Source organism: Pseudomonas sp. A39, assembly GCF_058145955.1.
Genome location: NZ_JBYVMD010000003.1, coordinates 110797 through 135818 on the forward strand (window position 1 = coordinate 110797; position 25022 = coordinate 135818).

The window sequence follows — 25022 nt, forward strand, 5'->3', positions numbered from 1 at the left end:
CCGAGTTGATGCTATCGCAGGCAAGCCAGCTCCCACACAAGCTCGCGCCACACTTTTGATCGGTGTTGTACCTGTCAGGGCGTGGGCATCACATCAATGCGATACGGCTCGAAAATCTTCAACATCTCGCCATCGTCACGCAAGCGCTTGAGCAACGCGGCAAACGCCTCCCCCGTGATCGGCGCTTTCGGGCGCAGCAGCGCGTAGTGGTGATACACCTGGTCGATGCGTTCCGACACCAGGAACTGCCCGGCCATCTCCGCGTTGCGCACCATAAAGTCACTCAGGTACGAACGGGTCACCAAGGCGATGTCGGCACGCCCGCGCGCGACCATCAGCAGGTTGCTGTCATGGGAGTAGGTCAACGTGGCATTGAAGTGCTCGGCCATGTACTTGGGGTCGGGGTTGAAGTTGGCGAAGGCGTAGTGATAACCGCTGAACACCGCCAGGCGTTTGCCGTTGAGGTCAGCGAAATAGCCTTGGTCGCGACCGGACTCACGCTGGGCGACAAAGATTTCCGCGTCTTCCAGGCCCATGTCGACGGTGGTGTGGGGAATCTTCTGCCAGCCCCAGTCAGGGTTTTCGAAGATAGCCATATCGACCCGGCCCTGCTCGAAATCGCGAAAGCGTCGCGGAATGGAGGTGGGCACCAAGACAAATTGGTAGTCGGTTTGCGAGGCGTTCAGGGCCTCGACCAGTTGCGGCAGCAAACCGGTGTCGGCGCCCTGCTCGGGGCGCACGGTGTAGGGAGGGAAATGTGCCGCGCCGATGCGCACTAATTGCGCAGCCGAAGCCGGCATCCACCACGCGGTGCCCAGTGCCCAAAAGGTAAGTCCTGCAGCCAGCCGCCATGGCGAAAACATCAAGGCACACACCGTTCAAAAACGCTAATGCCGATAAGCTAGGCGTTTTTGTCTGGCGAGACAACTTTCCATCGGCAAATTAATAGCTTGCGTCTCAATCGGCTTTCAGAACCATCAACAGGGCTTCTTCGGCCAGCTGCTCAAGCGTCAGGCTGCCCTCGGCGCGAAACCAGGTGGTGGTCCAGGACAAGGCGCCGGTGAGGAACCGCCGGGCGATAAACACATCGCCGCGGATATAGCCGGCGTCCTTGGCCTCGCCCAATACTTGCAGCCAGAGCGCCTCATACACATCGCGCAGGGCCAGCACTTGGGCCTGGCCTTCGGCCGACAGCGAGCGCCACTCGTACACCAGCACCGCCATGGCCTCGCCGCTGCCGCCCATGATCGACTGCAATTCGCAACGGATCAGCGCCAGCACCCGTTCGCGCACAGTGGTCGCCTCTTCCAGCGAAGCGCGCATCATCGCGGTGTTGTAGTGGATGGTTTCTTCCATCACCGCGCGCAGGATCTCGTCCTTGCTCTTGAAGTGATGAAAGATGCTCCCGGACTGAATGCCCACCGCACTGGCCAGGTCGCGCACGGTGGTGCGCTCGAAGCCCTTGTTGCGAAACAGGTGGGCCGCGGTTTGCAGCAGCTTGCCACGGGCACTGTCGGGGTCGGTCAATTGGCCGCCATCGACCATGGTGCGCATCACCCGCAGGGCTTTTTGCTCATCCATGCCTCTCTCCTCTACTTCCACGGACGTCTTGGGCGGCAATTTAGGCCGTGGCAGCCACCCAAGCAAGCGCTTGGCTAAAACTTGTGCGCGGAGTTTACAAACCAAGCGCTTGCTTGGTAGTCTCGCTACCAGCCATTCGAGGAAGGATTTCTCATGAGCAAGACGGTTCGTATCGGCTGCGCCAGCGCCTTCTGGGGCGACACCTGCACCGCCGCCGCCCAATTGGTACAGGGCGGCGCGCTGGATTACCTGGTCTTCGACTACCTGGCCGAAGTCACGATGTCGATCCTCGCCGGCGCGCGCATGAAAGATCCCCAAGCCGGTTATGCCACGGATTTTGTCGACGTGCTTACGCCCTTGCTGGCGGAAATCCAGCGCCAAGGCATTCGCGTGATCAGCAACGCCGGCGGCATCCACCCCCAAGCCTGCGCCGCGGCCTTGCAAGCAGCCTGCGACAAGGCAGGCGTTGCACTGAAAATCGCCGTGCTGCTGGGCGATGACCTGCAGCCCCAACTCAAGCAATTGCACGGCATCACCGACATGTTCAACGGCACGCCGCTGCCGCCGATGTGCGTGTCCGCCAACGCCTACCTGGGCGCACCGGGCATTACCCAGGCGCTGCAGTTGGGGGCGGATATCGTCATCACCGGCCGGGTGGTGGACAGCGCGGTGGTCAGCGCCGCGCTGGTGCATGAATTCAACTGGTCATGGCAGGACTACGACCGCCTCGCCCAGGCTGCACTGGCCGGGCATATCATCGAATGTGGCGCGCAGTGCACCGGTGGCAACTTCACCGATTGGCGCGACGTGCCGGACTACGAGCACATCGGTTTTCCCATCGTCGAGGTCAGCGCCGACGGCCAGTTCACCGTCAACAAGGTCGACGGCACCGGCGGGTTGATCAGCGAACTCAGCGTGGCCGAACAGTTGCTGTATGAAATCGGCGACCCCCGCGCGTACCTGCTGCCGGATGTGATCTGCGACTTCAGCCAGGTCACGTTGCAGCAGCAAGGCAAACACTGCGTACGCCTGCACGGCGCCAAGGGCTCGCCGCCGACCGAGCAGTACAAAGTCAGCGCCACGTACCCGGACGGTTTCCGTTGCACCGCCAGTTGCCTGATCGCCGGCATCGATGCGGTGGCCAAGGCCGAACGGGTCAGCCAGGCGATCATCAACAAGACCTCGGAACTCTTCAGCCAACGCGGCTGGGCGCCTTACACCGAAGTGAACATCGAACTGCTCGGCAGCGAAGCCACCTACGGCGCCCACGCGATGCGCCAGGACTGCCGCGAAGTGGTGGTGAAACTGGCGGTGCGTCACCCGAGCAAACAGGCATTGGTGCTGTTCGCCCGCGAGATTGCCCAGGCCGCCACCGGCATGGCCCCGGGCCTGACCGGCATCGTCGGCGGGCGGCCGACGGTGTATCCGTTGATCCGGCTGTTTTCGTTCCTGATCGATAAGGCGTTCTGTGACGTGCTGATCGACTTCCAGGGCGAACGCCACGCCTGCGCATTGCCGATGGCCGATGCGCCCACCCTGCCCGACGCGCCGATAGCCCCGCCCAAGCCCCAAGGGCGCGCCGACGCCAGCGTGCCGCTGGTGAAACTGGCCGTGGCGCGTTCCGGCGACAAGGGTAACCACAGCAACATCGGCGTGATCGCGCGCGATCCCGACTACCTGCCGTGGATCGCCGAGGCGCTGACCCCGGAAGTCATCGTCGATTGGATGGGCCACGTGCTGGACCCCGTGCACGGCCGCATCGAGCGCTGGTATTTGCCCGGCAGCCACAGCCTCAATTTCCTGCTGGAAAACGCCTTGGGCGGTGGCGGCATCGCCAGCCTGCGCATCGACCCGCAAGGCAAAGCCTTCGCCCAGCAACTGCTGGACATCCCCATTGCCGTGCCGCAACACATCGCCGATTTTCTCAACTGACAGGAGCGTTGCCGTGGCCTTCGACTCAATCTTCAAAGCCGACCTGTTCCAGGGGCAAACCGTGATGGTCACCGGCGGAGGCAGTGGCATCGGCCGTTGCACTGCACATGAATTGGCGGCGCTGGGTGCACAGGTGATTCTGGTGGGACGCAAGCCGGAAAAGCTGCAAGCGGTCGCGGCGGAAATCGCTGAAGACGGTGGCATCGCCCATTGGCACGCCTGCGACATTCGTGATGAAGAAGCAGTAAAGGCGCTGGTTGGCCAGGTCCTGAATGACCACGGTCAACTCCATGGTTTGGTGAATAACGCTGGCGGCCAGTACCCCTCGCCACTGGCTTCAATCAACCAGAAAGGCTTCGAAACCGTACTGCGCACCAACCTCGTCGGCGGTTTCCTGGTGGCGCGGGAAGTGTTCAACCAATCCATGAGCAAGCACGGCGGCGCCATCGTCAACATGCTCGCCGACATGTGGGGCGGTATGCCCGGCATGGGCCACTCGGGTGCGGCGCGCGCCGGCATGGACAACTTCACCAAGACCGCCGCCTTCGAATGGGGGTATGCCGGCGTGCGGGTCAACGCCGTGGCGCCGGGCTGGATCGCCTCCAGCGGCATGGACACCTATGAAGGCGCGTTCAAGGCGGTGATCCCGACCTTGCGCGAACACGTGCCGCTCAAGCGTATCGGCACGGAGTCGGAAGTCAGCGCGGCCATCGTGTTCCTGCTCAGCCCCGCCGCCGCCTTTATCAGCGGCAGCACCCTGCGCATCGACGGTGCCGCCAGCCTGGGCAGCCGCGCTTGGCCGTTGCACAAGGCGCAGGCGCCGAGTGAGCCCTTCAATGGCTTCCACCGTGCCTACCTGCCGGATGTGCTCAAGGCGGAGCAATAAACCATGCCGGTGATTGAATCCTTGATCGACGCCCACAGCGCCCAGTTCGCGCAAAACCGCGAGGCCATGCTGGCGGCCATCGCCCAGCTGCACCAACTGGAACACAACCTGCTCGCCAAGGCCCAGGAAGCCAAGCCCAAGTTCGACAAGCGCGGCCAACTGCTGCCCCGCGAGCGCCTCAACCTGCTGCTGGACCCTGGCGCGCCGTTCCTGGAACTGGCCAGCCTGGCCGGCTACAAGCTGCACGACGACAAGGACGGCAGCGCCGCCGGCGGTGGATTGATCGCCGGCATCGGCTACGTCAGCGGCGTGCGCATGCTGGTGGTGGCCAATAACAGCGCGATCAAGGGCGGGACTATTTCCCCTTCCGGCCTGAAAAAATCCCTGCGCCTGCAACAGATCGCCATGGAGAACAAACTGCCGGTGGTGACCCTCGCCGAAAGCGGCGGTGCCAACCTCAACTACGCCGCCGAGATTTTCGTCGAGGGTGCGCGCAGCTTCGCCAACCAGGCGCGCCTGTCGGCCCTGGGCTTGCCGCAAATCACCGTGGTGCATGGCTCGGCCACGGCGGGCGGCGCCTATCAGCCGGGGCTGTCGGATTACGTGGTGGTGGTGCGCGGCCGCACCAAGCTGTTCCTCGCGGGCCCGCCGCTGCTCAAAGCCGCGACCGGCGAAGTGGCGACCGACGAAGAACTGGGTGGCGCCGAAATGCACGCCCAAACCGCCGGCACCGCCGAATACCTGGCGGAAAATGACGCCGACGGCGTGCGCATCGCCCGTGAGATTGTCAGCCTGTTGCCCTGGAATGATCGCCTGCCGCCGGCGCCCCGACGCGCTTACGCCGAGCCGCTGTACCCCATCGAAGAGCTGCTGGGCCTGATCCCGGATGACCCGAAAAAACCCTACGACGTGCGTGAAATCCTCGCACGCCTGGCCGACGGCTCGCACTTCCTCGAATTCAAGGGCGAGTTCGACGCCCACACCGTGTGCGGCCACCTGCATATCCAGGGGCGTGCCGTCGGGGTGATCGGCAACAACGGCCCCATCACACCCAAGGGTGCGAGCAAGGCCGCGCAGTTTATCCAACTGTGCGACCAGAGCCGCACGCCGCTGCTGTTCCTGCACAACACCACCGGTTTCATGGTGGGCACCGAGTCGGAGCAACAAGGGGTGATCAAGCACGGCGCGAAGATGATCCAGGCGGTGGCCAATGCGCGAGTGCCTAAACTCACGATTGTGGTCGGCGGCTCCTACGGCGCCGGCAATTATGCGATGTGCGGCCGTGGCCTGGACCCACGCTTCATCTTCGCCTGGCCCAACAGCCGCACGGCGGTGATGGGCGGCGCCCAGGCGGGCAAGGTGCTGCGTATCGTCACCGAAGCCAAGCAGTTGAAGGATGGCCTGGTGCCGGATCCCAAGGTGCTGGACATGCTGGAACAGGTCACCGCGCAGAAGCTCGACAGCCAGTCCACTGCACTGTATGGCAGCGCGAATCTGTGGGACGACGGGCTGATTGATCCACGGGATACGCGGACGTTGCTGGGCTTTGTGCTGGATATCTGCCACGAGGCCGAGGTGCGTGAGTTGCAAGCCAATACCTTCGGTGTAGCGCGTCTCTAAATTTCGCCCGAGACGCTGCGCGTCACGATAAGGAGAACAATAAAAAATGATCTTTACCCAAGAACACCAGGAACTACGCCGCACCGTCCGCGCCTTCGTCGATCGCGAGATCAACCCCCACGTCGACGAATGGGAAAAGGCCGGGCGCTTTCCCATCCACGATATTTTCCGCAAGGCCGGCGACCTCGGCCTGCTGGGCATCTCCAAGCCGGAAAAATTCGGCGGCATGGGCCTGGACTACAGCTATTCCATCGTCGCCGCCGAGGAATTCGGCACCGTTCACTGCGGCGGCATTCCCATGTCCATCGGCGTGCAGACCGACATGTGCACCCCCGCCCTCGCCCGCTTCGGCTCCGATGAGTTGCGGGATGAATTCCTGCGCCCGGCCATCAGCGGCGAGCAGGTCGGCTGCATCGGTGTCTCGGAAACCGGTGCCGGTTCCGACGTGGCCGGGCTGAAAACCCATGCGCGCAAGGACGGCGACGACTATGTGATCAACGGCAGCAAAATGTGGATCACCAACTCACCCAGCGCCGACTTCATCTGCCTGCTGGCCAACACCTCCGACGACAAGCCGCACATCAACAAATCGCTGATCATGGTGCCGATGAACACCCCCGGCATCAGCGTCAGCCCGCCCCTGGAAAAACTCGGCATGCACAGCTCCGAGACCGCCCAGGTGTTCTTCGACGGCGTGCGCGTGCCGCAGCGCAACCGCATCGGCCACGAAGGCGCGGGGTTCATGATGCAGATGCTGCAGTTCCAGGAAGAACGCCTGTTCGGCGCGGCCAACATGATCAAGGGCCTGGAGCATTGCATCGACACCACCATCGAATACTGCAAGGAGCGCCAGACCTTCGGCAAGGCGCTGATCGACAACCAGGTCATCCACTTTCGCCTGGCCGAACTCTCCACCGAAATCGAATGCCTGCGCGCGCTGGTCTACCAGGCCACCGAGCAATACATCAAAGGCCAGGACGTGACTCGCCTGGCCTCCATGGCCAAGCTCAAGGCCGGGCGCCTGGGCCGAGAAGTCAGCGACAGCTGCCTGCAATACTGGGGCGGCATGGGCTTCATGTGGGACAACCCCGTCGCCCGCGCCTATCGCGATGTGCGCCTGGTCTCGATCGGCGGCGGCGCCGACGAAATCATGCTGGGCATCCTCTGCAAACTGATGGGCACCTTGCCTGGGAAAAAGCCATGAACACCTTATTGCTCGAACCCCATAACGGCGTGCTGCACATCACCCTCAACCGCCCGGAAAACCGCAATGCGATGAGCCTGGAGATGGTCAACGAACTGCGCACGGTGCTGGCGCAATTGGACAGCCAGGTCCGCGCACTGGTGATCAGCGGGGCCGGCGGGCACTTCTGCGCCGGCGCCGATGTGAAGGACCTGGTCACTGCGGGCAATCAACTCCAAGCGCTGAACCGCGCGTTCGGCACCTTGCTGCAGGAAGTCGAAGCGGTACCGCAAGTCGTGATCGTGGTGCTGCAAGGCGCGGTGCTGGGCGGCGGCTTTGGGCTGGCGTGCGTGAGTGATATCGCCATCGCCGATCACCAGGCGCAATTCGGCCTGCCGGAAACCAGCCTGGGCTTACTGCCGGCGCAAATCGCGCCGTTTGTGGTCAAGCGTATCGGCCTGACCCAAGCCCGCCGCCTGGCGCTGACCGCGGCGCGCTTTGACGGCCTGGAAGCCGAGCGACTGGGCGTCGTGCACTTTACCGAACGCGACCCGCAGGCATTGGCGGAACGGCTGGATGAAGTGTTGGGACAGGTGCTGCGCTGCGCGCCGGGCGCGAATGGACGGACCAAATCCCTGTTGCTGGCCAGTGTGGATGAACCGCTTGAGGCCGTGCTGGACCGTGGGGCGCAGTGGTTTGCCGAAGCGGTGAGGAGTGAGGAAGGGATTGAGGGGACGCAGGCGTTTGTACAGAAAAGAAAGCCTCGGTGGTGCAAATGACGCCATCGGGGGCAAGCCCCCTCCCACATTTGTACTGAGTACGCCACAACCACACCGGTCGGCTCTATCTGGGAGCGCCCCGTCAAACACGCTGGCCGAACGCAGGCTTGAATCCGCGGCCGTTACCGCAGAAATGGATGTGTACTCGAGGACCGCAACAATGCCGCAGCTAACGAAAATCCTGATCGCCAACCGCGGCGAAATCGCCTGCCGCATCCAACACACCGCCCAAGCCCTGGGCTACCGCACCGTCGCCGTCTACAGCGAAGCCGACGCCAAGGCCCTGCACGTCCAGATGGCCGACGAAGCCGTCTACATCGGCCCCGCCCCCGTCCAACAGTCCTACCTCAACATCGAAGCCATCCTCAACGCCGCCACACTCACCGGCGCCGACGCCATCCACCCCGGCTACGGCTTCCTCTCTGAAAACCCCGACTTCGCCCGCGCCTGCCAACACGCCAACCTCACCTTCATCGGTCCCAGCGTCGCCGCCATCGAACTGATGGGCAGCAAACGCCTGTCCAAACTCGCCATGCTCGACGCCGGCGTGCCCTGCATCGCCGGCTACCAAGGCAGCGCCCAGGACGACGTCACCCTGCAACAAGAAGCCGAGCGCATCGGCTACCCACTGATGATCAAAGCCAGCGCCGGCGGTGGCGGTCGCGGCATGCGCCTGGTGCACCACGCAAAAGACCTGTTGAACAACCTGCAGACCGCCCGTTCGGAAGCCAAGAACGCCTTCGGCAGCGACGAACTGATCCTCGAACACGCCCTGATCGACCCCCGTCACGTCGAAATCCAGCTGTTCGGCGACAGCCACGGCCACCTGATCTACCTCGGCGAACGCGACTGTTCGATCCAGCGCCGCCATCAGAAAGTCATCGAAGAAGCCCCCTGCCCCATCATGACACCCGAGCTGCGCCTGGCCATGGGCGAAGCCGCCCTGAAGGCCGGGCGCGCGGTGAACTACGTCGGCGCCGGCACCGTGGAGTTCCTGCTCGACCGCCACGGCCAGTTCTACTTCCTGGAAATGAACACCCGCCTGCAAGTGGAGCACCCGGTGACCGAGCTGATCACCGGCCTCGACCTGGTGGACTGGCAACTGCAGATCGCCGCCGGCCAACCGCTGCCGCTGACGCAGGCGGAGGTCACCCTGAGCGGCCACGCCATGGAAGTGCGCCTGTACGCCGAAGACCCGGCCCAGGGCTTCCTGCCGCAAACCGGCGATGTGCTGCGCTGGGAACCGGCGGCGGGCGTACGCATTGACCACGGTGTCGTAGAAGGCCAACGCATCAGCCCGTTCTATGACCCGATGCTGGGCAAGATCATTGCCCATGGCGCCACCCGCGAAGAGGCGCGGCGCAAGTTGTTGCGGGCGGTGGAAGACACGTTGCTGTTGGGAGTGGCGACCAATCAACGGTTATTGGCCGATCTGCTCAAGCACCCGGGGTTTATCGCGGGTGATTTCAGCACCGGGTTTATCGCGCAACACTTCAGCGAGATCCCGCCCCAGCCCCCATCAAAAGAACACCTTAGCCTGGCCGCCGCGTTGTTTTACGCACACAGCGCGCACCCGCATCCCCCAGCACTGGCAGGCTGGCGCAACACCGCCAGCGCGCTCTGCACCTACCGCCTGGAGGTCAACGGCGAGATCCACAACGTCAGCGCTGAGCCCCTGCCACTCACTACCGAAGGTGGCTACGCCATAGGGGTGTTCAACGGCATTCGCCGTCGCATGGCCTATCACCTCGACGGCAACCGACTGTGGCTACCCGGCCTGACGGTGATCGACCGCACCCAGCAGGTCGCCAGCCGCCAGGCCGACGCCAGCAGCGGGACGGTCAAGGCGCCGATGGATGGTGCAATTGTCGATGTGCGGGTCAGCGCCGGTGACAGCGTCACCAAAGGCCAACTGCTGTTGGTGCTCGAAGCGATGAAAATGGAGCACCCACTGACGGCCGGTATCGACGGCGTGATCAAGGGTGTGCAGGTCATTGCGGGTGATCAAGTGCGCAATCGTCAGGTGTTACTCGAGATCGTCTAGCCCTAGGCGGAACTACAGGGCCGGGCTACGCTCTACCCCCAACAGAAAGGGAAGAGTACGGGAACCTGCGCGATGCCTCATTGGCTGATTATTGACCTTGAAGCCACAACGGATGAAGGCGGCTGGCCCGTGACGGAGATGGAAGTCATCGAGATCGGCGCGAGCCTGGTCAACCGCCAGGGCCGCGAACTGGACCACTTCCAGCGCTTTGTGCGGCCGCTGCGGCGGCCATTGCTGACGCCCTTCTGCCGCCAGCTGACCCACATCACCCAGGCGAACATGGACGGCGCGGCGCCGATCACCGAGGTGTGGCCGCTGTTCGAGCGTTGGCTGGGCCAGCACCACGCACGCCTGGAGGGCTGGGCCAGTTGGGGTGACTACGACCGCGCGCAGCTTGAACTGGAGTGGCAACGCCATGGCCTGGCCAGCGCACTCGCCCACACGCCCCATGTGAACCTCAAGCAGCGTTTCGCCAAGGCCCGGCGCCTGGACAAGCCCCTGGGGCTCAATGGCGCCCTGCAACTGGCGGGGATGCAGTTCCATGGCCAGCAACATCGCGCGCTGGAGGACGCCCGCAACACCGCGCGCCTGTTGCCGCTGATTTTGCCGGTCTAGGCAGTTCCCCTGCCCTTGGGCATACTGGCCGACCTTTCCAGACCCTTTTCCGAGGAATCGCCCATGTTTAAAGTCAACGAGTACTTCGACGGCACCGTCAAGTCGATCGCTTTCGGCACCGCAGAAGGTCCGGCGACCATCGGCGTAATGGCCCCCGGCGAATACGAATTCGGCACCGCCCAGCGTGAAATCATGCACGTGGTGTCTGGCGCCCTGACCGTTAAGCTGCCTGACGCCAGCACGTGGGAAACCTTCGCCGCCGGCAGCCAGTTCAACGTGCCGGCCAACAGCAAGTTCCAACTGAAGGTCGCCGTGGACACCGCCTACCTGTGCGAATACCGCGGCTGAGGGTGACCAGCAGGCAAAAAAATGCCCGTCTCGCAGGAGACGGGCATTTTTTATGACCACGGCACATTACTCGAGAATCGTCACCGGCATCCCGACTTCCAGACGACCTACGCCGTCGTTGACCAGGTTCTGGCCGAAAATCGCGCCATCCTCGGTCTTGCGATAGGTTTCCAGCGTGGCGAAGGGTTCGCGGTCGGCGCTGCGTTCGCCGGTCTGCGGGTCGATGGTGGTGAGGATGCAGCGCGAGCACGGCTTGACCGCACGGAACTCCACATCGCCGATGCGCAGGCGTTTCCAGCCGTCTTCAGCAAAGGCTTCGCTGCCTTCGATCACCAGGTTGGGACGAAAACGCAGCATTTCCATGGGGCGACCGATGCGTTGCGAGAGGTCGTCCAGCGAGGCCTGGCCGATCACCAACAACGGATAACCGTCGGCGAAGGCGACCTGGTCATCGTCCTTGCCATAACCGGCCTGGGTGGTGCGGGCACGTTCGAGAGGGATTTGCACCAGCCGTGTCGGCTTGCCGATGAAGTCGCTGACCCACGCGGCAGCCGCGTCGCCCGCATCCGGCACGCGCAAGGTGTCACGCCAGATGGTCACGCCACGCAGTTCGGCCTCGTTGTCGGGCAGGGTCACGTCCAGCGGCGTGTAGCCAGGCGAACTCAGGGTGAGCCCGCCGCTGCTGTTCCACAGCGCCGACAGCTGGCTCATCTTGGCCACGGCCCGTTGCGTGAGGAAACGCCCGCTGGCTTCGTCCACCAGCATCCAGCGTCGATCGCCGTCCACCCCGAGTTTATCCAGGCCGACCTGTTGCAGTATTTCGGCCTTGCCGGACTTCAAGGGGTAACGGTACAACGCGCTGAGACGAAGCATGGGCCTGCATTCCTGAAGGAGTAAAGCCGACACTATAACCGCTCTTGTAGTGAGCGGGCTTGCCCCGCGCTGGGGGCACAGCCGCCCCAACCCCGTCACCGCGTTATTACAGACAAACCGTGGTGGCCGAATGTGGGGCGGCTGCGCCCCCCAGCGCGGGGCAAGCCCGCTCACTACAGTCAGGCGGGCACTTCGTCGAGCATCAGACGTTGACGCACCACGTCCACCAGCTTGTCGGGCTGGAATTTGGACAGGAAGTTGTCGCAGCCGACCTTCTTCACCATCGAGTCGTTGAAACTGCCCGACAGCGAGGTGTGCAGTACCACGTAAAGTTTGCGCAGGCGCGGGTCGTTGCGGATCTCGGTGGTGAGGCGGTAACCGTCCATCTCGGGCATTTCGGCGTCGGTGAAGATCATCAACAGTTTGTCGGTCATTACATGGCCGGCGTCGGCCCAAGCCTTGAGCATATTCAGCGCCTTGAGACCGTCGCTGGCGATATGCATCTTCACGCCCAGTTGGCCAAGGGTGTCGCGCAGTTGCGAAAGGGCCACGTTGGAGTCATCCACCAGCAGCACTTCACGGCCACGGGCGCGTTCCAGGACCGGGTCCTCGAGTTTTTCACGCGAGACCTTGGCGTTGTAGGGCACGATTTCGGCCAGGACTTTTTCCACGTCGATGATTTCCACCAACTGGTCGTCGACCTTGCTGATGGCGGTGAGGTAATGCTGGCGTCCGGCACTGGTCGGCGGCGGCAGGATGGCTTCCCAGTTCATGTTGACGATGCGGTCCACGCCGCCCACCAGGAACGCCTGCACCGAGCGGTTGTACTCGGTGACGATAATGGTGCTGTTGGGACCCGGCACCAACGGGCGCATGCCGATGGCCTGGGACAGGTCGATCACCGGCAGGGTCTGCCCACGCAAGTTGACCACGCCGCACACGAACGGATGGCGTTGCGGCATCAACGTCAGCTTGGGCAGTTGCAGGACTTCCTGCACCTTGAACACGTTGATCGCGAACAACTGACGCCCGGCCAGGCGGAACATGAGGATCTCCAGGCGATTCTCACCCACCAGTTGCGTGCGTTGATCTACCGTGTCGAGAATGCCGGCCATTAAAAGCTCCTGATGCGCTAAGGGATTGTGCAGTTCACATACAGTGGGTTATCGGCGGCGAACGCCAGACCTTGACCCCGGTAAAATGCCACGTAAATTCATTGATGTCACACTGACATCATGGTTTACTGCACTGGCCTCTCCAGACAGGGGTGTAGCGACGTTGCGCGACATTCATTTCGACGCAAGGTTCCGCCGCGTAAGGGATTCCCCTACGCACAATCAGGCCCAACCTGATATTCGCAATATCTAATAGCCATTAATGTGACGCCATTCTCAATGCATGAATGGAGTCAGGCTTTTGTTTGCCATCCCAAGCCCTCGGCCCACGGGTCTTTCGGACATTCAGATGTCGGCAATTGAAGGCGTGCAATGGACTCCGCTCATGCTCGCCGCGCACAGCCGTCGCCGTCATTCTAATAAACGTCCTACTGAAATCTCAGAAGCGACCTACAGATTTCAGTCATATTTCAGCGCTAGTTTGAAGCCATTCACCCGGAGCGACATCTCATCACCCGACCTTCTGTTGTGGAGACTTGCATGATGAACGACGGTAACGAGTGGCAACTTGCATTGCCCGAATTCCTGCACGAGGCTGAAAAGCTGCTGGCCAAATCGGAAGAGTGCCTGAGCCACCTGCACATGATCCGCAACGACAGCGACGCCATCGACTGCATGAAGGTCAGCCTGATCAAGCTCGCCGAAAAGGCCGACTGCCTGGCCCTTCGGGCGATCAGCGAATTCTCGCGGCATATCCAGTACCTGATCGCCAATGCCGAAAACCCTTTGCATCTGCATGATCAAGCCCTGGACGCGCTGGAACAATGCCTGACATTGCTGGCCTGGCAGTTGGAGTTGATTGATGCAAAGACCGGCAAACTGGGATTGGATGAAGCAGAGCAAACGACGTTGATTGCCACTGTAACGCTGCATATTCCGCAAAAAGATTTCGGTTCTAAACCGCAACAACGGATACATCACGCGTCTTGATCGAATATCAGGTCGTATTTAAGCCTGAAGTTATCTGAAAACGACATACCTATTAATACATAGGGTTGAATCGCGCAGGCAAAGATATCAATTAGCCACTAACGGTCATAACGATACAATCAAACGCAAATAATATAACTCCCCCACGCCATAAACTCTGGGAATACCGCCCGGAGCATTTGTGCGGTTAAAAACCCCGCCAGGCACGGCACCAGGCGACCAACGGTAATAGTGGTGGTACTATGCCCCACTCGAAGTGACTCAACTTCATCATGCATAAATACGATTCGATAACGCATTCTAAACAGAGCCCTGTCAGCCGCCGTGACCGGACTTCCCGCAGCGAACCCTCATTGGCTCCATCCGCTATGTACGCCAGTCTCAAGACACTCTTCGCATGGTCCGCGTCCCGCAGTAATGCACGCCGTTTGATCCTCGCCCTGTGCCTTGGCTCGCTGCTGCTGAGCCTGTGGGCCTATACCCGCTCCACGCCGCTTCCATTGCTGGTGATTGTGCTCAACCTGGCCACCCTGGTGGTGATTGGCCTGCAACAGTGGCGGTCACGCAAGTCGATCAAGTTCCAGCCCCAGGAACTGGCCGACCGCCTGCTGCAAGTGCAGGAGAACGAACGCCACCGCCTCAGCCGCGAATTGCACGACGATATCGGCCAACTGCTCACCGCCGCCAAGCTGCAAAGCGAATGGCTCAAGCGCCGCCTGCCCGACGACCTGCAAAGCCAGTGCACGGTGCTGTGCAACACCCTGAATGAAACCCTGGCCAAGGTGCGCGACGTCTCCGCCATCCTCAATCCTCGCCAGTTAGCCAGCCTGGGCCTGGAAGCCAGCCTGCGTGCGCACCTGCTCAAGACCCTGGAAAACACCCCGATCCACTGGAGCCTGGAATGCCAGCAACGGCTGACCGGCATCCCGGAAGAAACGGCCGTGGCCGCCTTTCGGATCACCCAGGAAGCGGTGACCAACATGCTGCGCCACGCCCAGGCGCGCAATCTGCTGGTTCACCTGCAACGTCTGCCCGAGGGCCTCTCGCTGTTAATCAGTGATGACGGCCAGGGCTTTTCGCCGGCCATCAACCCAGGCCTGGAAGGCCAACGGGGCATGGCCGGCATGTCCGAGCGGATTGATCAGCTTGGCGGTTCATTATCCGTCAGCAGCCAGCCAGGCAAAGGAACACGGATCGAAGCGCTTTTCCCCTGGGCGCCCCGCGCCCTCGAACGGGCCAGTTCCCCTAAGGTTCTCGAGTGACCTGCAAATTACTCCTGGTAGATGACCATGCACTGATCCGGGCCGGCGTCCGCGCGCTGGTCCAAGACATTCCGGGCTACACGGTGATCGGCGAAGCCAACGATGGCGCGCAGTTACTGGAGCAGTTCAGTGCCCTGCTGCCCGATATCGTGCTGCTGGACCTGTCGATGAAGCACACCGGCGGCCTGGATGCCTTGCAGCAACTCAAGCGTGCCTACCCCAAGAGCAAGGTGCTGATCCTGTCGATGCACACCGACCCGGAGCTGATCATGTGCGCGCTGGAGTCCGGGGCCCATGGTTACCTGCTCAAAGACACAACAGCCAACGAGCTGGAACACGCGCTGCTGGCGTTGCGCAACAACGAACGCTACCTGAGCCCGGCGATTGCCCACACGGTGATCAACCAGGCGCTGGTGCGCAGCCAGGGGCCGATCACACCCGCCGGCCACAGCCACAACCTCACGGCGCGGCAGTTGGAGATCCTGCGCTTGATCGTGCGCGGCAAGTCCACCCGGGAGATCGCTCACGGCCTGGGCCTGAGCATCAAGACCGTCGAGGCGCACCGCTCGCAGATCATGAAGCGCCTGCAAATATTCGACGTGGCCGGCCTGGTGCTATTCGCGGTGCGCGAGCAGATCATCAGCCTGGACGACTAACGGCGAACCCACCGGCAAGTGCACCCGCAAGGCCTTGGGCAAAGCCTCGAAGTGCAGGTCATCACCCTCCAGCGGCTCGCCATCCAGGTTGATGTACAGGCCCTGTGCAACCTTGATATTCACCCACGGCAGCCGCGCCCGCACGAACATGGTGTCCAGGCCCCAGCCATTGTTCATCAGCTCACGCAACGTACCGACCACTTCCTGGGGCGCCGGCAGGATGCTGACATCCAGCAGGCCGTCGTCGGCCATCGCGCCTGGGCATAGCTCATGCCCACCGCCTGCCTGGCGACCGTTGCCGATCCCCAGGGCGAGCAGTTCTCCTTTCCAGTGGAAATCGGGACCATCCAGCTCGGCATAGGCAGCCTTCAACTCGCTGAAACGCGTCAAGCCGGTGAACAGGTAGGCCGCACCGCCGAGGACTTTTTTCAGGTCTTCGGAAGTGTTGGCGGTGACCTGGCTGCCGAAACCGCCGGTCGCCATGTTGAGGAAGATTTGCCCACCGACCTGGCCGAGGTCGATGGCTTTGGGCGGCACGTCCAGCAGCGCCAGCGCCTGGGCGGGCTCCAACGGCACGCCGGCGGCCTTGGCGAAATCGTTGGCGGTGCCCAGCGGCATCAGCACCAGGCTGGCGTCGGTCTTGGCCTGGGCCATGGCTTCGGCCACATCGCGCAGGGTACCGTCGCCGCCACCGGCGATGATGTGGGTGTAGCCGTCAGCCAAGGCTTCGTTGACCAGGCGCTGGGCGTCGCCGCCTTCCCAGGTGACCCGCACCGCCAATTCCCCGCCCTGCTCGCGCCGGGCCTGCACGGCGGCGCGCACGTCCTCGTTGAGGGCTTGCTTGCCGTGGAGGATCAACAGTGCTTTGGGGGTGGTCATTGGGGGAATCTCCTGATTCAAAGGTGCTTGGAGAATGGGACCTTTGGGGAGTGGGTTTGGTTTACTGAGTGCCTATCCATTTTTTTGGTAATGGTGGGCCTGTCCCCCGGCACCTCGCCTAGGCTCGGGGGCTACCTGATGTATGGAGATCAAACGGTGGGAGGGGGCTTGCCCCCGATTGCAGTGTGTCAGCCAATACATCTGCAATTGCCCGACGGCTATCGGGAGCAAGCTCCCTCCCACATTTAACCGAGATCGACAGTCAGAACCCGGCCGGCTCCAGGCCGCCGTGCTCTTGCTTTTGATCTAGGGCGCCCAGTCAAACGCGCTGGCCGAACGCAGGCTTTGGAGCGTGGGTAAACCGGCAGGACGCCGGGTTAGCCTTTACCGCAGCAATGGATAGGTACCCAATCAGCTCTTATGAAGCTTACTCATCAACTGCGCCTCAGCCTGGGTCAACCCACACGATTGAGTAAGCTCATCCACCGTAGCCCCCATCCCCACCAACTTCGCCGCCTGTGCAAACGAAAGACTGGAAGGATCCCGCTGCTCAATCTGCGCAAGTTTATCGGGCAACGGCGCAAGAATGGCGCGCAGTTCATGCACCTCATCCCCCACCTTCACCGCACTCTGCTGGTAATGATCAACCCGCTTGACCAACTCCAGAATGCGCCGGTCACGCACCGCATCACGCTCGGCCTGTTGCAGGCCCAACTCACGCTGCTGGCGCACATAACGCAGCAAGAATGCCAACGTCCCGGCCCACAACAGGGCCAGGACAATTACCACGGCCTCAAAGAACAATCAGATGCTCTCCAGTTCCGACCATTCTTCTTCGCTCATCATCTTGTCCAGCTCAACCAGAATCAGCAGTTCGTTGTTCTTGTTGCACACGCCCTGGATGAATTTGGCGGATTCTTCGTTACCGACGTTCGGCGCGGTTTCCACTTCCGATTGGCGCAGGTAAACCACTTCGGCCACGCTGTCGACCATGATACCGACCACTTGCTTGTCGGCTTCAATGATCACGATGCGCGTGTTGTCGCTGACTTCAACGGTATCCAGGCCGAAACGCTGACGCGTGTCGATGACCGTGACCACGTTGCCGCGCAGGTTGATGATGCCCAGCACGTAGCTTGGCGCACCCGGTACCGGAGCGATCTCGGTGTAGCGCAGCACTTCCTGCACGCGCATCACGTTAATGCCGTAGGTTTCGTTGTCCAGTTTGAAGGTAACCCATTGCAGGATCGGATCATCTAAACCTTGTGCGGACGCTGACTTATTCATACCCCTGACCCCTCAAATGCCGATGTATACGGCGTGTGTGCTTCGCTGACCGCACTCGCATGCGGACCTTATTGTTCAATCAACTGCGTTTGTTCTGTGGCATCGCCTTGACCGCGCCACTGGCAATCAACTCGGCCAGTTCGGCGACGTCGAGCAACGCGCACATGTGTTCGATCACGGTACCCGCCAGCCAAGGCCGTTGGCCCCGGTGGCTGCGCCATTTGATTTCGTTCGGGTCCAGGCGCAACGAGCGGCTGACTTGATGCACCGCCAGCCCCCACTCATAGCCTTGCACCGAAATCACATACTGCAAGCCCTGGCGAAAATCATCGCGGTAGCGGTCGGGCATGACCCAACGCGCGGTGTCCAGCACCTTAAGGTTGCCGGCCTGGCTGGGCAGGATGCCGAGGAACCACTCCGGTTGCCCGAACAGCGGCGTCAGCTCCTGGCCTTCCAGGGAATAGATCGAGCCCAGGCAGACCAGTGGCACCGCCAGGGTCAGCCCGGCGACGTCGAACAGCAGGCACTCGAACGGCTCGGCGGCCCACGCCGGGCGGCCATCACCGGTGACCGGTGGCGGTGTGATGCTCGGCGGCAGATGGACTTCGACCACCGGCTCGACCACGACGGGTGCAACCACCACAGGCGCAGCCACGACAGGCGCCACCACCGTGGGCGTGATCGGCACCACAATCTGCGCATCACGCGCTTGTTCTTCCAGCACCGCCAACTGGAATTCATCCAGTGCGGCTTCGGGTTCGACGGCGGGCTCCAGCACCAGGATCGGTTCGGGCAGTTCTTGCGCCGTGGCCTCCTGCAGCAAGGCATCCAGATAGGATTCCAGCGCCAGTTGCGGCCGGGTCTTGGTCTTGAGTTCGACGGGACGGTTCATCACGCCACCTGCGCCACAAGTTGCTGGGACAGCAGGTGCTTGAGCAACGCGCGGTACGCCAGCACGCCACGGCTCTTGCCGTCGAACTGCGACGGCGTCAGGCCGGCGCGGCTGGCGTCACGCAGGCGCGTGTCCACCGGTATGTAGCCATTCCAGATGGTGTCCGGGTAGGCATCGCGCAATACGCGCAACGTGCCGAGGGACGCCTGGGTGCGACGGTCGAACAGGGTCGGCACGATGCTGTAGGGCAACGCCTGCTTACGCGAGCGGTTGATCATCGCGAGGGTGCTGACCATACGCTCCAGGCCTTTGACCGCCAGGTGTTCGGTCTGCACCGGGATCACCAGTTGCTGGCTGGCCGCCAAGGCGTTGACCATCAGCACGCCCAGCAACGGCGGGCTGTCGATAATCGCGTAGTCGAAGTCCTGCCACAATTGCGCCAGGGTCTTGGCGATCACCAGGCCCAGGCCACTTTGCCCCGGCGACTGGCGCTCAAGGGTTGCCAGCGCGGTGCTGGACGGCAGCAAGGAAATGCTTTCATTGCTGGTCGGCAGCAGCAGTTGCCCCGGCAAGTCGGCAGGCACGCTGCCTTTGTGCAGGAACAGGTCGTAGTTGCTGTGCTCCAGCGCATCCGGGTCGTAGCCGAAATAGCTGGTCATCGAGCCATGGGGATCCAGGTCCACCACGACCACACGCTTGCCCGCCTCCGCCAGCAAGCCGGCTAAAGCGATGGAGGTGGTGGTCTTGCCGACTCCACCTTTTTGATTGGCAACTGCCCAGACTCTCATTCGGTTGGTTCCTCCCGGCAGGCATTGGCGCGACCGAGACATTGCATAGGTTATTGAGCCGGCGACGGAGAATTGACGGCACTCTGACGAACCGGCGGCTTTGCAGGGGCCGGTGCAGTTTGTGTGCCAGCCCGCTTCAAGGCCGCATCCGGTGTTGCATTGGCGGTGCCCGTGCCGGTCAGGCTGCGGCGTACATCCAGGTTGCGAGACACCACCAGCACCACGCGACGGTTGCGCGCGCGGCCTTCCACCGTAGCGTTATTGGCCACCGGCTGGAACTCGCCGTACCCTACCGAGGCCAGCCGTCCGGGGTTCACGCCCTGCATCGCGAGCATGCGAACGATGCTGGCGGCACGCGCCGAAGACAGTTCCCAGTTGGTCGGGTACTGCGCCGTGTTGATCGGAAAGTTGTCGGTAAAGCCTTCAACGTGGATCGGGTTTTCAAACGGCCGCAGGATCGACGCCACTTTGTCGATAATGGTAAACGCCTGGTCGCTGGGCATCGCATCGGCGCTGGCGAACAGCAGGCTGGAATTGAGCTCGATCTCCACCCACAACTCATTGCCACGTACGGTCATCTGGTTGGAGCTGATCAGGTCGCCAAACGCGGCACTGATGTCGTCGGCGATGCTTTTCAGCGGATCGCTGGTGCCGCCCACGCCGGCGGCGGTTTCGTCACTGTCGTTGACCAGCGGCTTGGCCGGGGTCACGGTCTTGGGCCGTTCTTCACCGATAGGAATCGGCTTGAGGGCGCGGTCGGCGTCGTTGAACACGCCGATCAGCGCCTGGGAAATGACTTTGTACTTGCCTTCATTGACCGACGAGATGGAGTACATCACCACAAAAAACGCGAACAGCAAGGTGATGAAGTCCGCGTAGGACACCAGCCAGCGTTCGTGGTTAACGTGTTCTTCAGGCTCGCGACGGCGACGGCTCACAGGCAACTACCTCCCTGAACACAAGACTCACTGCCAACCGGTTCATTGTGGCGAGCGAGCTTGCTCGCGTTGGGGCGCGAAGCGGCCCTGATAAATCCACCACCGCTCTCTCGCGGAAACCGGGTTGCACGTCTTGGGGCTGCTTCGCAGCCCAGCGCGAGCAAGCTCGCTCGCCACAGTAAGGTCGTGTCGATGTTCATACCCATCAATCCATGAAGCCCTGGAGCTTCAATTCGATCGAACGCGGGTTCTCGCCCTCGGCGATCGACAGGATGCCTTCGAGCAGCATTTCGCGATAACGCGACTGGCGCATGGCGATTGACTTGAGCTTGCTCGCCACCGGCAACAGCACCAGGTTGGCACTCGCCACGCCGTAGATGGTGGCGACAAACGCCACGGCAATCCCGCTGCCCAGTTGCGAAGGGTCGGCCAGGTTGCCCATCACGTGGATCAGGCCCATGACCGCACCGATGATGCCGATGGTCGGCGCGTAGCCGCCCATGCTTTCAAAGACTTTGGCGGCATTGATGTCGCGGCTTTCCTGGGTGTAGAAATCCACCTCCAGGATGCTGCGGATCGCTTCCGGCTCGGCACCGTCCACCAGCAATTGCAGGCCTTTGCGCGCGTAGCTGTCGGGCTCGGCATCGGCCACGCCTTCCAGGCCCAGCAGGCCTTCCTTGCGGGCGGTGAGGCTCCAGTTGACCACTCGGTCGATGCCGCCCGGCAAGTCGACACGCGGCGGGAAAATAATCCAGATCAGGATCTGCATGGCACGCTTGAACGAACTCATGGGCGACTGCAGCAATGCCGCGCCCACCGTGCCGCCGATCACGATCAACGCTGCCGGACCGTTGGCCAAGGCGCCGAGATGGCCGCCTTCGAGGTAGTTGCCGCCGATGATCGCGACAAACGCCATGATGATGCCGATCAGGCTCAATACATCCATCAGAGGCAAGCCTCCACCAGATGCTTGCCGATATCGTCCAGGCTGTAGACCGCGTCGGCCAGGTCCGCTTTGACGATGGCCATGGGCATGCCATAGATCACGCAGCTGGCTTCGTCCTGCGCCCAGATGGCGCTGCCGCCCTGCTTGAGCAGGCGCGCGCCTTCACGGCCGTCGGCGCCCATGCCGGTGAGCACCACCGCCAGAACTTTGTCGCCGTAGGACTTGGCTGCCGAACCGAAGGTGATATCCACGCACGGCTTGTAGTTCAGGCGCTCATCGCCCGGCAGGATTTTGATCGCGCCACGCCCGTCCACCATCATTTGCTTGCCACCTGGGGCCAGCAACGCCAGGCCAGGGCGCAGGATGTCACCATCCTCCGCTTCCTTGACGGTGATGCGGCACAGCTTGTCCAGGCGTTCGGCGAAGGCTTTGGTGAAGGCGGCGGGCATGTGCTGGATCAGCACAATCGGCGCCGGAAAGTTGGCCGGCAGTTGAGTCAACACGCGCTGCAGGGCGACCGGGCCGCCGGTGGATGTACCGATGGCGACCAGCTTGTAGGCCTTGCGCTTGGGCGCCGGCGAATGAGCGCTGGAGGCCGATGCACGGGCAGGCGCCACGGCAGGCCGAACAACCGGCGCTGGCGCAGGAGCAGGTCGACCAAACGAAGGCGCCGGCGCAGACGGGGCCGCGACCGGTGCAGGCGTCGGCGTCGGCGCGCTGAACAGGCTGCGTCGGTTACTGCGCGAAATACTGTGCACCTTCTCGCACAGCATCTGCTTGACCTTCTCGGGGTTGCGCGAGATGTCTTCGAAATTCTTCGGCAGGAAATCCACCGCGCCAGCGTCCAACGCGTCGAGGGTCACTCGGGCGCCTTCGTGGGTCAGCGAGGAGAACATCAACACCGGGGTCGGGCAGCGTTGCATGATATGGCGAACTGCCGTGATGCCATCCATCATCGGCATCTCGTAGTCCATGGTGATCACGTCCGGCTTCAACGCAATGGCTTGATCAATCGCTTCTTTGCCGTTGGTGGCCGTGCCGACCACCTGGATCGTTGGATCGGCGGAAAGAATTTCCGAGACGCGACGGCGGAAGAAACCCGAATCGTCCACCACCAGGACCTTGACTGCCATAAACACTCCGTTAGGCGGGGCGGGCATTACCGCCCTGCCCCACCAGAATCAAATACGCCGAGCGGCGTAACGCTTGAGCATGCTCGGAACATCGAGAATCAGCGCGATCCGACCGTCACCGGTGATGGTCGCACCCGACATGCCCGGGGTTCCCTGCAGCATTTTGCCCAAAGGCTTGATGACCACTTCTTCCTGGCCCACCAACTGATCGACGACAAAGCCGATCCGCTGGGTGCCCACGGAGAGGATCACCACATGGCCTTCGCGCTGCTCTTCATGGGCAGCCGATGCCACCAGCCAACGCTTGAGGTAAAACAGCGGCAACGCCTTGTCGCGCACGATCACCACTTCCTGGCCGTCCACCACGTTGGTGCGCGACAGGTCGAGGTGGAAGATTTCGTTGACGTTGACCAGCGGGAAGGCGAACGCCTGGTTGCCCAGCATCACCATCAAGGTCGGCATGATCGCCAGGGTCAACGGCACCTTGATGACGATCTTCGAGCCCTGGCCCTTGGTCGAGTAGATATTGATCGAGCCGTTGAGCTGGCTGATCTTGGTCTTCACCACGTCCATGCCGACGCCACGGCCGGACACGTCGGAGATCTCGGTCTTGGTCGAGAAGCCCGGGGCAAAGATCAGGTTGTAGCACTCGGTGTCGGTCAGGCGGTCGGCGGCGTCCTTGTCCATCACGCCACGCTTGACCGCGATGCTGCGCAAGATGTTCGGGTCCATGCCCTTGCCGTCATCGGTGATCGACAGCAGGATGTGGTCGCCTTCTTGCTCCGCCGCCAGGATCACCTTGCCGCCACGGGACTTGCCCGAGGCTTCACGTTCTTCCGGGGTTTCCACGCCGTGGTCGACGGCGTTGCGCACCAAGTGGACCAGCGGGTCGGCCAGGGCCTCGACAAGGTTTTTGTCGAGGTCGGTTTCTTCACCCACCAGTTCCAGGTTGATCTCTTTCTTGAGCTGGCGAGCCAGGTCACGAACCAGCCGTGGGAAGCGGCCGAAGACTTTCTTGATCGGCTGCATCCGCGTTTTCATCACGGCGGTCTGCAGGTCGGCGGTCACCACGTCGAGGTTCGACACGGCCTTCTGCATGGCTTCATCGCCGCTGCTCAGGCCCAGGCGGACCAGGCGGTTACGCACCAGCACCAGTTCGCCGACCATGTTCATGATGTCGTCCAGGCGCGCGGTATCAACCCGCACGGTGGTTTCGGCTTCACTGGCGGGCTTCTCGGCAACCGGTGCCGCTGCAGCACGTGCAGGCGCCGGAGCGGCGGCCGGTGCGGGCGCAGGCTTGGCGGCCGGTGCAGGGGCGGCGGCTTTGGCGGCAACCGGTGCAGCCGTGGCCACCGCAGCGGCCGGAGCAACTTCGCTGAACTTGCCCTTGCCGTGCAACTCGTCCAGCAGGGACTCGAATTCGTGATCGGAAATCAACCCATCGCCTGCCGGTGCAGCAGCGGCAGGCGCTGCAGTGCTGGCAGCCGCTGCAGGCGTGGCGGCGACGGCCGGCAAGGCATCGGCCGCGAAAGTGCCCTTGCCATGCAGTTGGTCGAGCAACGCTTCAAATTCGTCGTCGGTGATGTCAGTGCTGACGGGCGCGGCAGGTGCCGCGGCAGCAGCAGCCGGTGGCACGGCGTCGGCCGCGAACTGGCCTTTGCCGTGCAACTGGTCGAGCAGGGATTCGAACTCAGCGTCGGTAATGTCTTCGCTGGTCGGCGCCGCTGCCGGAGCAACGGCGGCCGGTGCTTCTGCCTCGGCCTTGACGGCACTGAGGGAGTTGAGCAGCTGTTCAAACTCGCTGTCGGTCACATCCGCTTCGGGCTCTGCCACAGGTTCCGGCGCCGCTTCAGCCACCGGCGCAGCCGACAGGTCGGCAGGCTCGGCATAGCGCGCCAGGGCGGCCAGCAGCTCCGGAGTGGCTGCGGTGATCGGGGCACGTTCGCGCACTTCGCTGAACATGCCGTTGACCGCATCGAGTGCTTCGAGAATCACGTCCATCAACTCCGAATCAACGTGACGCTCACCCTTGCGCAGGATGTCGAACACGTTCTCGGCGATGTGGCAGCACTCCACCAGCTCATGGAGCTGGAGGAAGCCGGCGCCCCCTTTTACAGTATGAAAACCGCGAAAAATTGCATTGAGCAGGTTCGCATCATCCGGGCGGCTTTCCAGCTCGACCAGTTGCTCGGACAGTTGCTCTAAAATTTCGCCGGCCTCTACAAGGAAATCCTGAAGGATCTCTTCATCGGCGCCGAAGCTCATGGGTGTGCTC

Annotated in this window: 24 protein-coding genes; 11 read left to right on the forward strand and 13 right to left on the reverse strand. The window is 62.4% G+C overall.

The features are described 5' to 3' along the window. Window positions 1-74 precede the first annotated feature (74 nt). Both AC3ZU9_RS03355 and AC3ZU9_RS03360 read right to left on the reverse strand, forming a co-directional pair. Window positions 75-863 carry a substrate-binding periplasmic protein gene (locus AC3ZU9_RS03355; RefSeq protein ID WP_093543728.1) on the reverse strand — a complete coding sequence of 263 codons (789 nt, stop codon included), beginning with the start codon at window positions 861-863 and terminating at the stop codon, window positions 75-77. 94 nt (window positions 864-957) lie between these two features. Continuing rightward, window positions 958-1581, reverse strand: a complete 624-nt coding sequence (locus AC3ZU9_RS03360) for a TetR/AcrR family transcriptional regulator (RefSeq protein ID WP_015885151.1) — start codon at window positions 1579-1581, stop codon at window positions 958-960. A gap of 153 nt (window positions 1582-1734) precedes the next feature. On the opposite strand from AC3ZU9_RS03360, the gene AC3ZU9_RS03365 reads away from it, so the two are divergent. From AC3ZU9_RS03365 to ppnP, 8 genes are all read left to right on the forward strand, one after another. After that, entirely contained in the window at window positions 1735-3513 is a 1779-nt protein-coding gene (locus tag AC3ZU9_RS03365; protein WP_490090311.1) for an acyclic terpene utilization AtuA family protein, read from the forward strand. 13 nt (window positions 3514-3526) lie between these two features. Continuing rightward, a complete protein-coding gene (locus tag AC3ZU9_RS03370; RefSeq protein WP_236378880.1) occupies window positions 3527-4399 on the forward strand; it encodes an SDR family oxidoreductase in 873 nt (290 codons plus the stop codon). A gap of 3 nt (window positions 4400-4402) precedes the next feature. Beyond that, window positions 4403-6019, forward strand: a complete 1617-nt coding sequence (gene atuC, locus AC3ZU9_RS03375) for a geranyl-CoA carboxylase subunit beta (RefSeq protein WP_490090312.1) — start codon at window positions 4403-4405, stop codon at window positions 6017-6019. Between the two features lie 46 nt (window positions 6020-6065). Next, window positions 6066-7223 (forward strand): citronellyl-CoA dehydrogenase, encoded by a 1158-nt coding sequence (gene atuD, locus AC3ZU9_RS03380; RefSeq protein ID WP_015885155.1) that lies wholly within the window; start codon window positions 6066-6068, stop codon window positions 7221-7223. Continuing rightward, window positions 7220-7981, forward strand: a complete 762-nt coding sequence (locus AC3ZU9_RS03385; RefSeq protein ID WP_231808128.1) for an enoyl-CoA hydratase/isomerase family protein — start codon at window positions 7220-7222, stop codon at window positions 7979-7981. The genes atuD and AC3ZU9_RS03385 overlap by 4 nt, the downstream gene beginning before the upstream one ends. A gap of 160 nt (window positions 7982-8141) precedes the next feature. Next, window positions 8142-10025 (forward strand): acetyl/propionyl/methylcrotonyl-CoA carboxylase subunit alpha, encoded by a 1884-nt coding sequence (locus AC3ZU9_RS03390; RefSeq protein ID WP_490090313.1) that lies wholly within the window; start codon window positions 8142-8144, stop codon window positions 10023-10025. A gap of 72 nt (window positions 10026-10097) precedes the next feature. Then, complete coding sequence (locus AC3ZU9_RS03395; RefSeq protein WP_015885158.1) at window positions 10098-10640, forward strand: 3'-5' exonuclease; 543 nt, start codon at window positions 10098-10100, stop codon at window positions 10638-10640. 63 nt (window positions 10641-10703) lie between these two features. Further along, window positions 10704-10988: a pyrimidine/purine nucleoside phosphorylase gene (gene ppnP / locus AC3ZU9_RS03400; protein ID WP_015885159.1), complete on the forward strand. Its 285-nt coding sequence runs from the start codon at window positions 10704-10706 to the stop codon at window positions 10986-10988. 66 nt (window positions 10989-11054) lie between these two features. Here the strand turns inward: ppnP and AC3ZU9_RS03405 are convergent, their stop codons facing one another. Both AC3ZU9_RS03405 and AC3ZU9_RS03410 read right to left on the reverse strand, forming a co-directional pair. Continuing rightward, on the reverse strand, window positions 11055-11861 hold the full coding sequence (locus AC3ZU9_RS03405) for an MOSC domain-containing protein (protein ID WP_064052739.1): 807 nt from the start codon (window positions 11859-11861) through the stop codon (window positions 11055-11057). Between the two features lie 179 nt (window positions 11862-12040). Beyond that, complete coding sequence (locus tag AC3ZU9_RS03410; protein WP_015885161.1) at window positions 12041-12976, reverse strand: chemotaxis protein CheV; 936 nt, start codon at window positions 12974-12976, stop codon at window positions 12041-12043. A 543-nt stretch (window positions 12977-13519) separates the two neighbouring features. Between AC3ZU9_RS03410 and AC3ZU9_RS03415 the strand changes: the two genes are divergently transcribed. The 3 genes from AC3ZU9_RS03415 to AC3ZU9_RS03425 all read left to right on the forward strand — a co-directional run bounded on the left by AC3ZU9_RS03415 (window position 13520) and on the right by AC3ZU9_RS03425 (window position 15884). Next, complete coding sequence (locus AC3ZU9_RS03415) at window positions 13520-13966, forward strand: hypothetical protein (RefSeq protein WP_043206314.1); 447 nt, start codon at window positions 13520-13522, stop codon at window positions 13964-13966. A gap of 368 nt (window positions 13967-14334) precedes the next feature. Further along, window positions 14335-15228, forward strand: a complete 894-nt coding sequence (locus AC3ZU9_RS03420; protein WP_490090337.1) for a sensor histidine kinase — start codon at window positions 14335-14337, stop codon at window positions 15226-15228. Then, window positions 15225-15884 (forward strand): response regulator transcription factor, encoded by a 660-nt coding sequence (locus AC3ZU9_RS03425; RefSeq protein ID WP_015885164.1) that lies wholly within the window; start codon window positions 15225-15227, stop codon window positions 15882-15884. The genes AC3ZU9_RS03420 and AC3ZU9_RS03425 overlap by 4 nt, the downstream gene beginning before the upstream one ends. Here the strand turns inward: AC3ZU9_RS03425 and yegS are convergent. The 9 genes from yegS to AC3ZU9_RS03470 all read right to left on the reverse strand — a co-directional run bounded on the left by yegS (window position 15843) and on the right by AC3ZU9_RS03470 (window position 25012). Next, window positions 15843-16763, reverse strand: a complete 921-nt coding sequence (gene yegS / locus AC3ZU9_RS03430) for a lipid kinase YegS (RefSeq protein WP_015885165.1) — start codon at window positions 16761-16763, stop codon at window positions 15843-15845. The genes AC3ZU9_RS03425 and yegS overlap by 42 nt on opposite strands. A gap of 411 nt (window positions 16764-17174) precedes the next feature. Continuing rightward, complete coding sequence (locus tag AC3ZU9_RS03435; protein ID WP_015885166.1) at window positions 17175-17567, reverse strand: DUF2802 domain-containing protein; 393 nt, start codon at window positions 17565-17567, stop codon at window positions 17175-17177. Continuing rightward, on the reverse strand, window positions 17568-18050 hold the full coding sequence (locus tag AC3ZU9_RS03440) for a chemotaxis protein CheW (RefSeq protein WP_005790025.1): 483 nt from the start codon (window positions 18048-18050) through the stop codon (window positions 17568-17570). Between the two features lie 79 nt (window positions 18051-18129). Continuing rightward, window positions 18130-18942: a CheW domain-containing protein gene (locus AC3ZU9_RS03445; RefSeq protein WP_015885167.1), complete on the reverse strand. Its 813-nt coding sequence runs from the start codon at window positions 18940-18942 to the stop codon at window positions 18130-18132. Next, on the reverse strand, window positions 18942-19730 hold the full coding sequence (locus AC3ZU9_RS03450; RefSeq protein WP_015885168.1) for a ParA family protein: 789 nt from the start codon (window positions 19728-19730) through the stop codon (window positions 18942-18944). Before AC3ZU9_RS03450 ends, AC3ZU9_RS03445 begins: the two co-directional genes overlap by 1 nt. Before the next feature lie 50 nt (window positions 19731-19780). Then, a complete protein-coding gene (gene motD, locus AC3ZU9_RS03455; protein ID WP_043205705.1) occupies window positions 19781-20668 on the reverse strand; it encodes a flagellar motor protein MotD in 888 nt (295 codons plus the stop codon). A gap of 205 nt (window positions 20669-20873) precedes the next feature. Beyond that, window positions 20874-21614, reverse strand: coding sequence for a flagellar motor protein (locus AC3ZU9_RS03460; RefSeq protein ID WP_010166125.1), 741 nt, complete (start codon window positions 21612-21614; stop codon window positions 20874-20876). Next, window positions 21614-22747 carry a protein-glutamate methylesterase/protein-glutamine glutaminase gene (locus AC3ZU9_RS03465; RefSeq protein WP_490090314.1) on the reverse strand — a complete coding sequence of 378 codons (1134 nt, stop codon included), beginning with the start codon at window positions 22745-22747 and terminating at the stop codon, window positions 21614-21616. Before AC3ZU9_RS03465 ends, AC3ZU9_RS03460 begins: the two co-directional genes overlap by 1 nt. 48 nt (window positions 22748-22795) lie before the next feature. Further along, complete coding sequence (locus AC3ZU9_RS03470) at window positions 22796-25012, reverse strand: chemotaxis protein CheA (protein WP_015885171.1); 2217 nt, start codon at window positions 25010-25012, stop codon at window positions 22796-22798. Window positions 25013-25022: the final 10 nt, after the last annotated feature.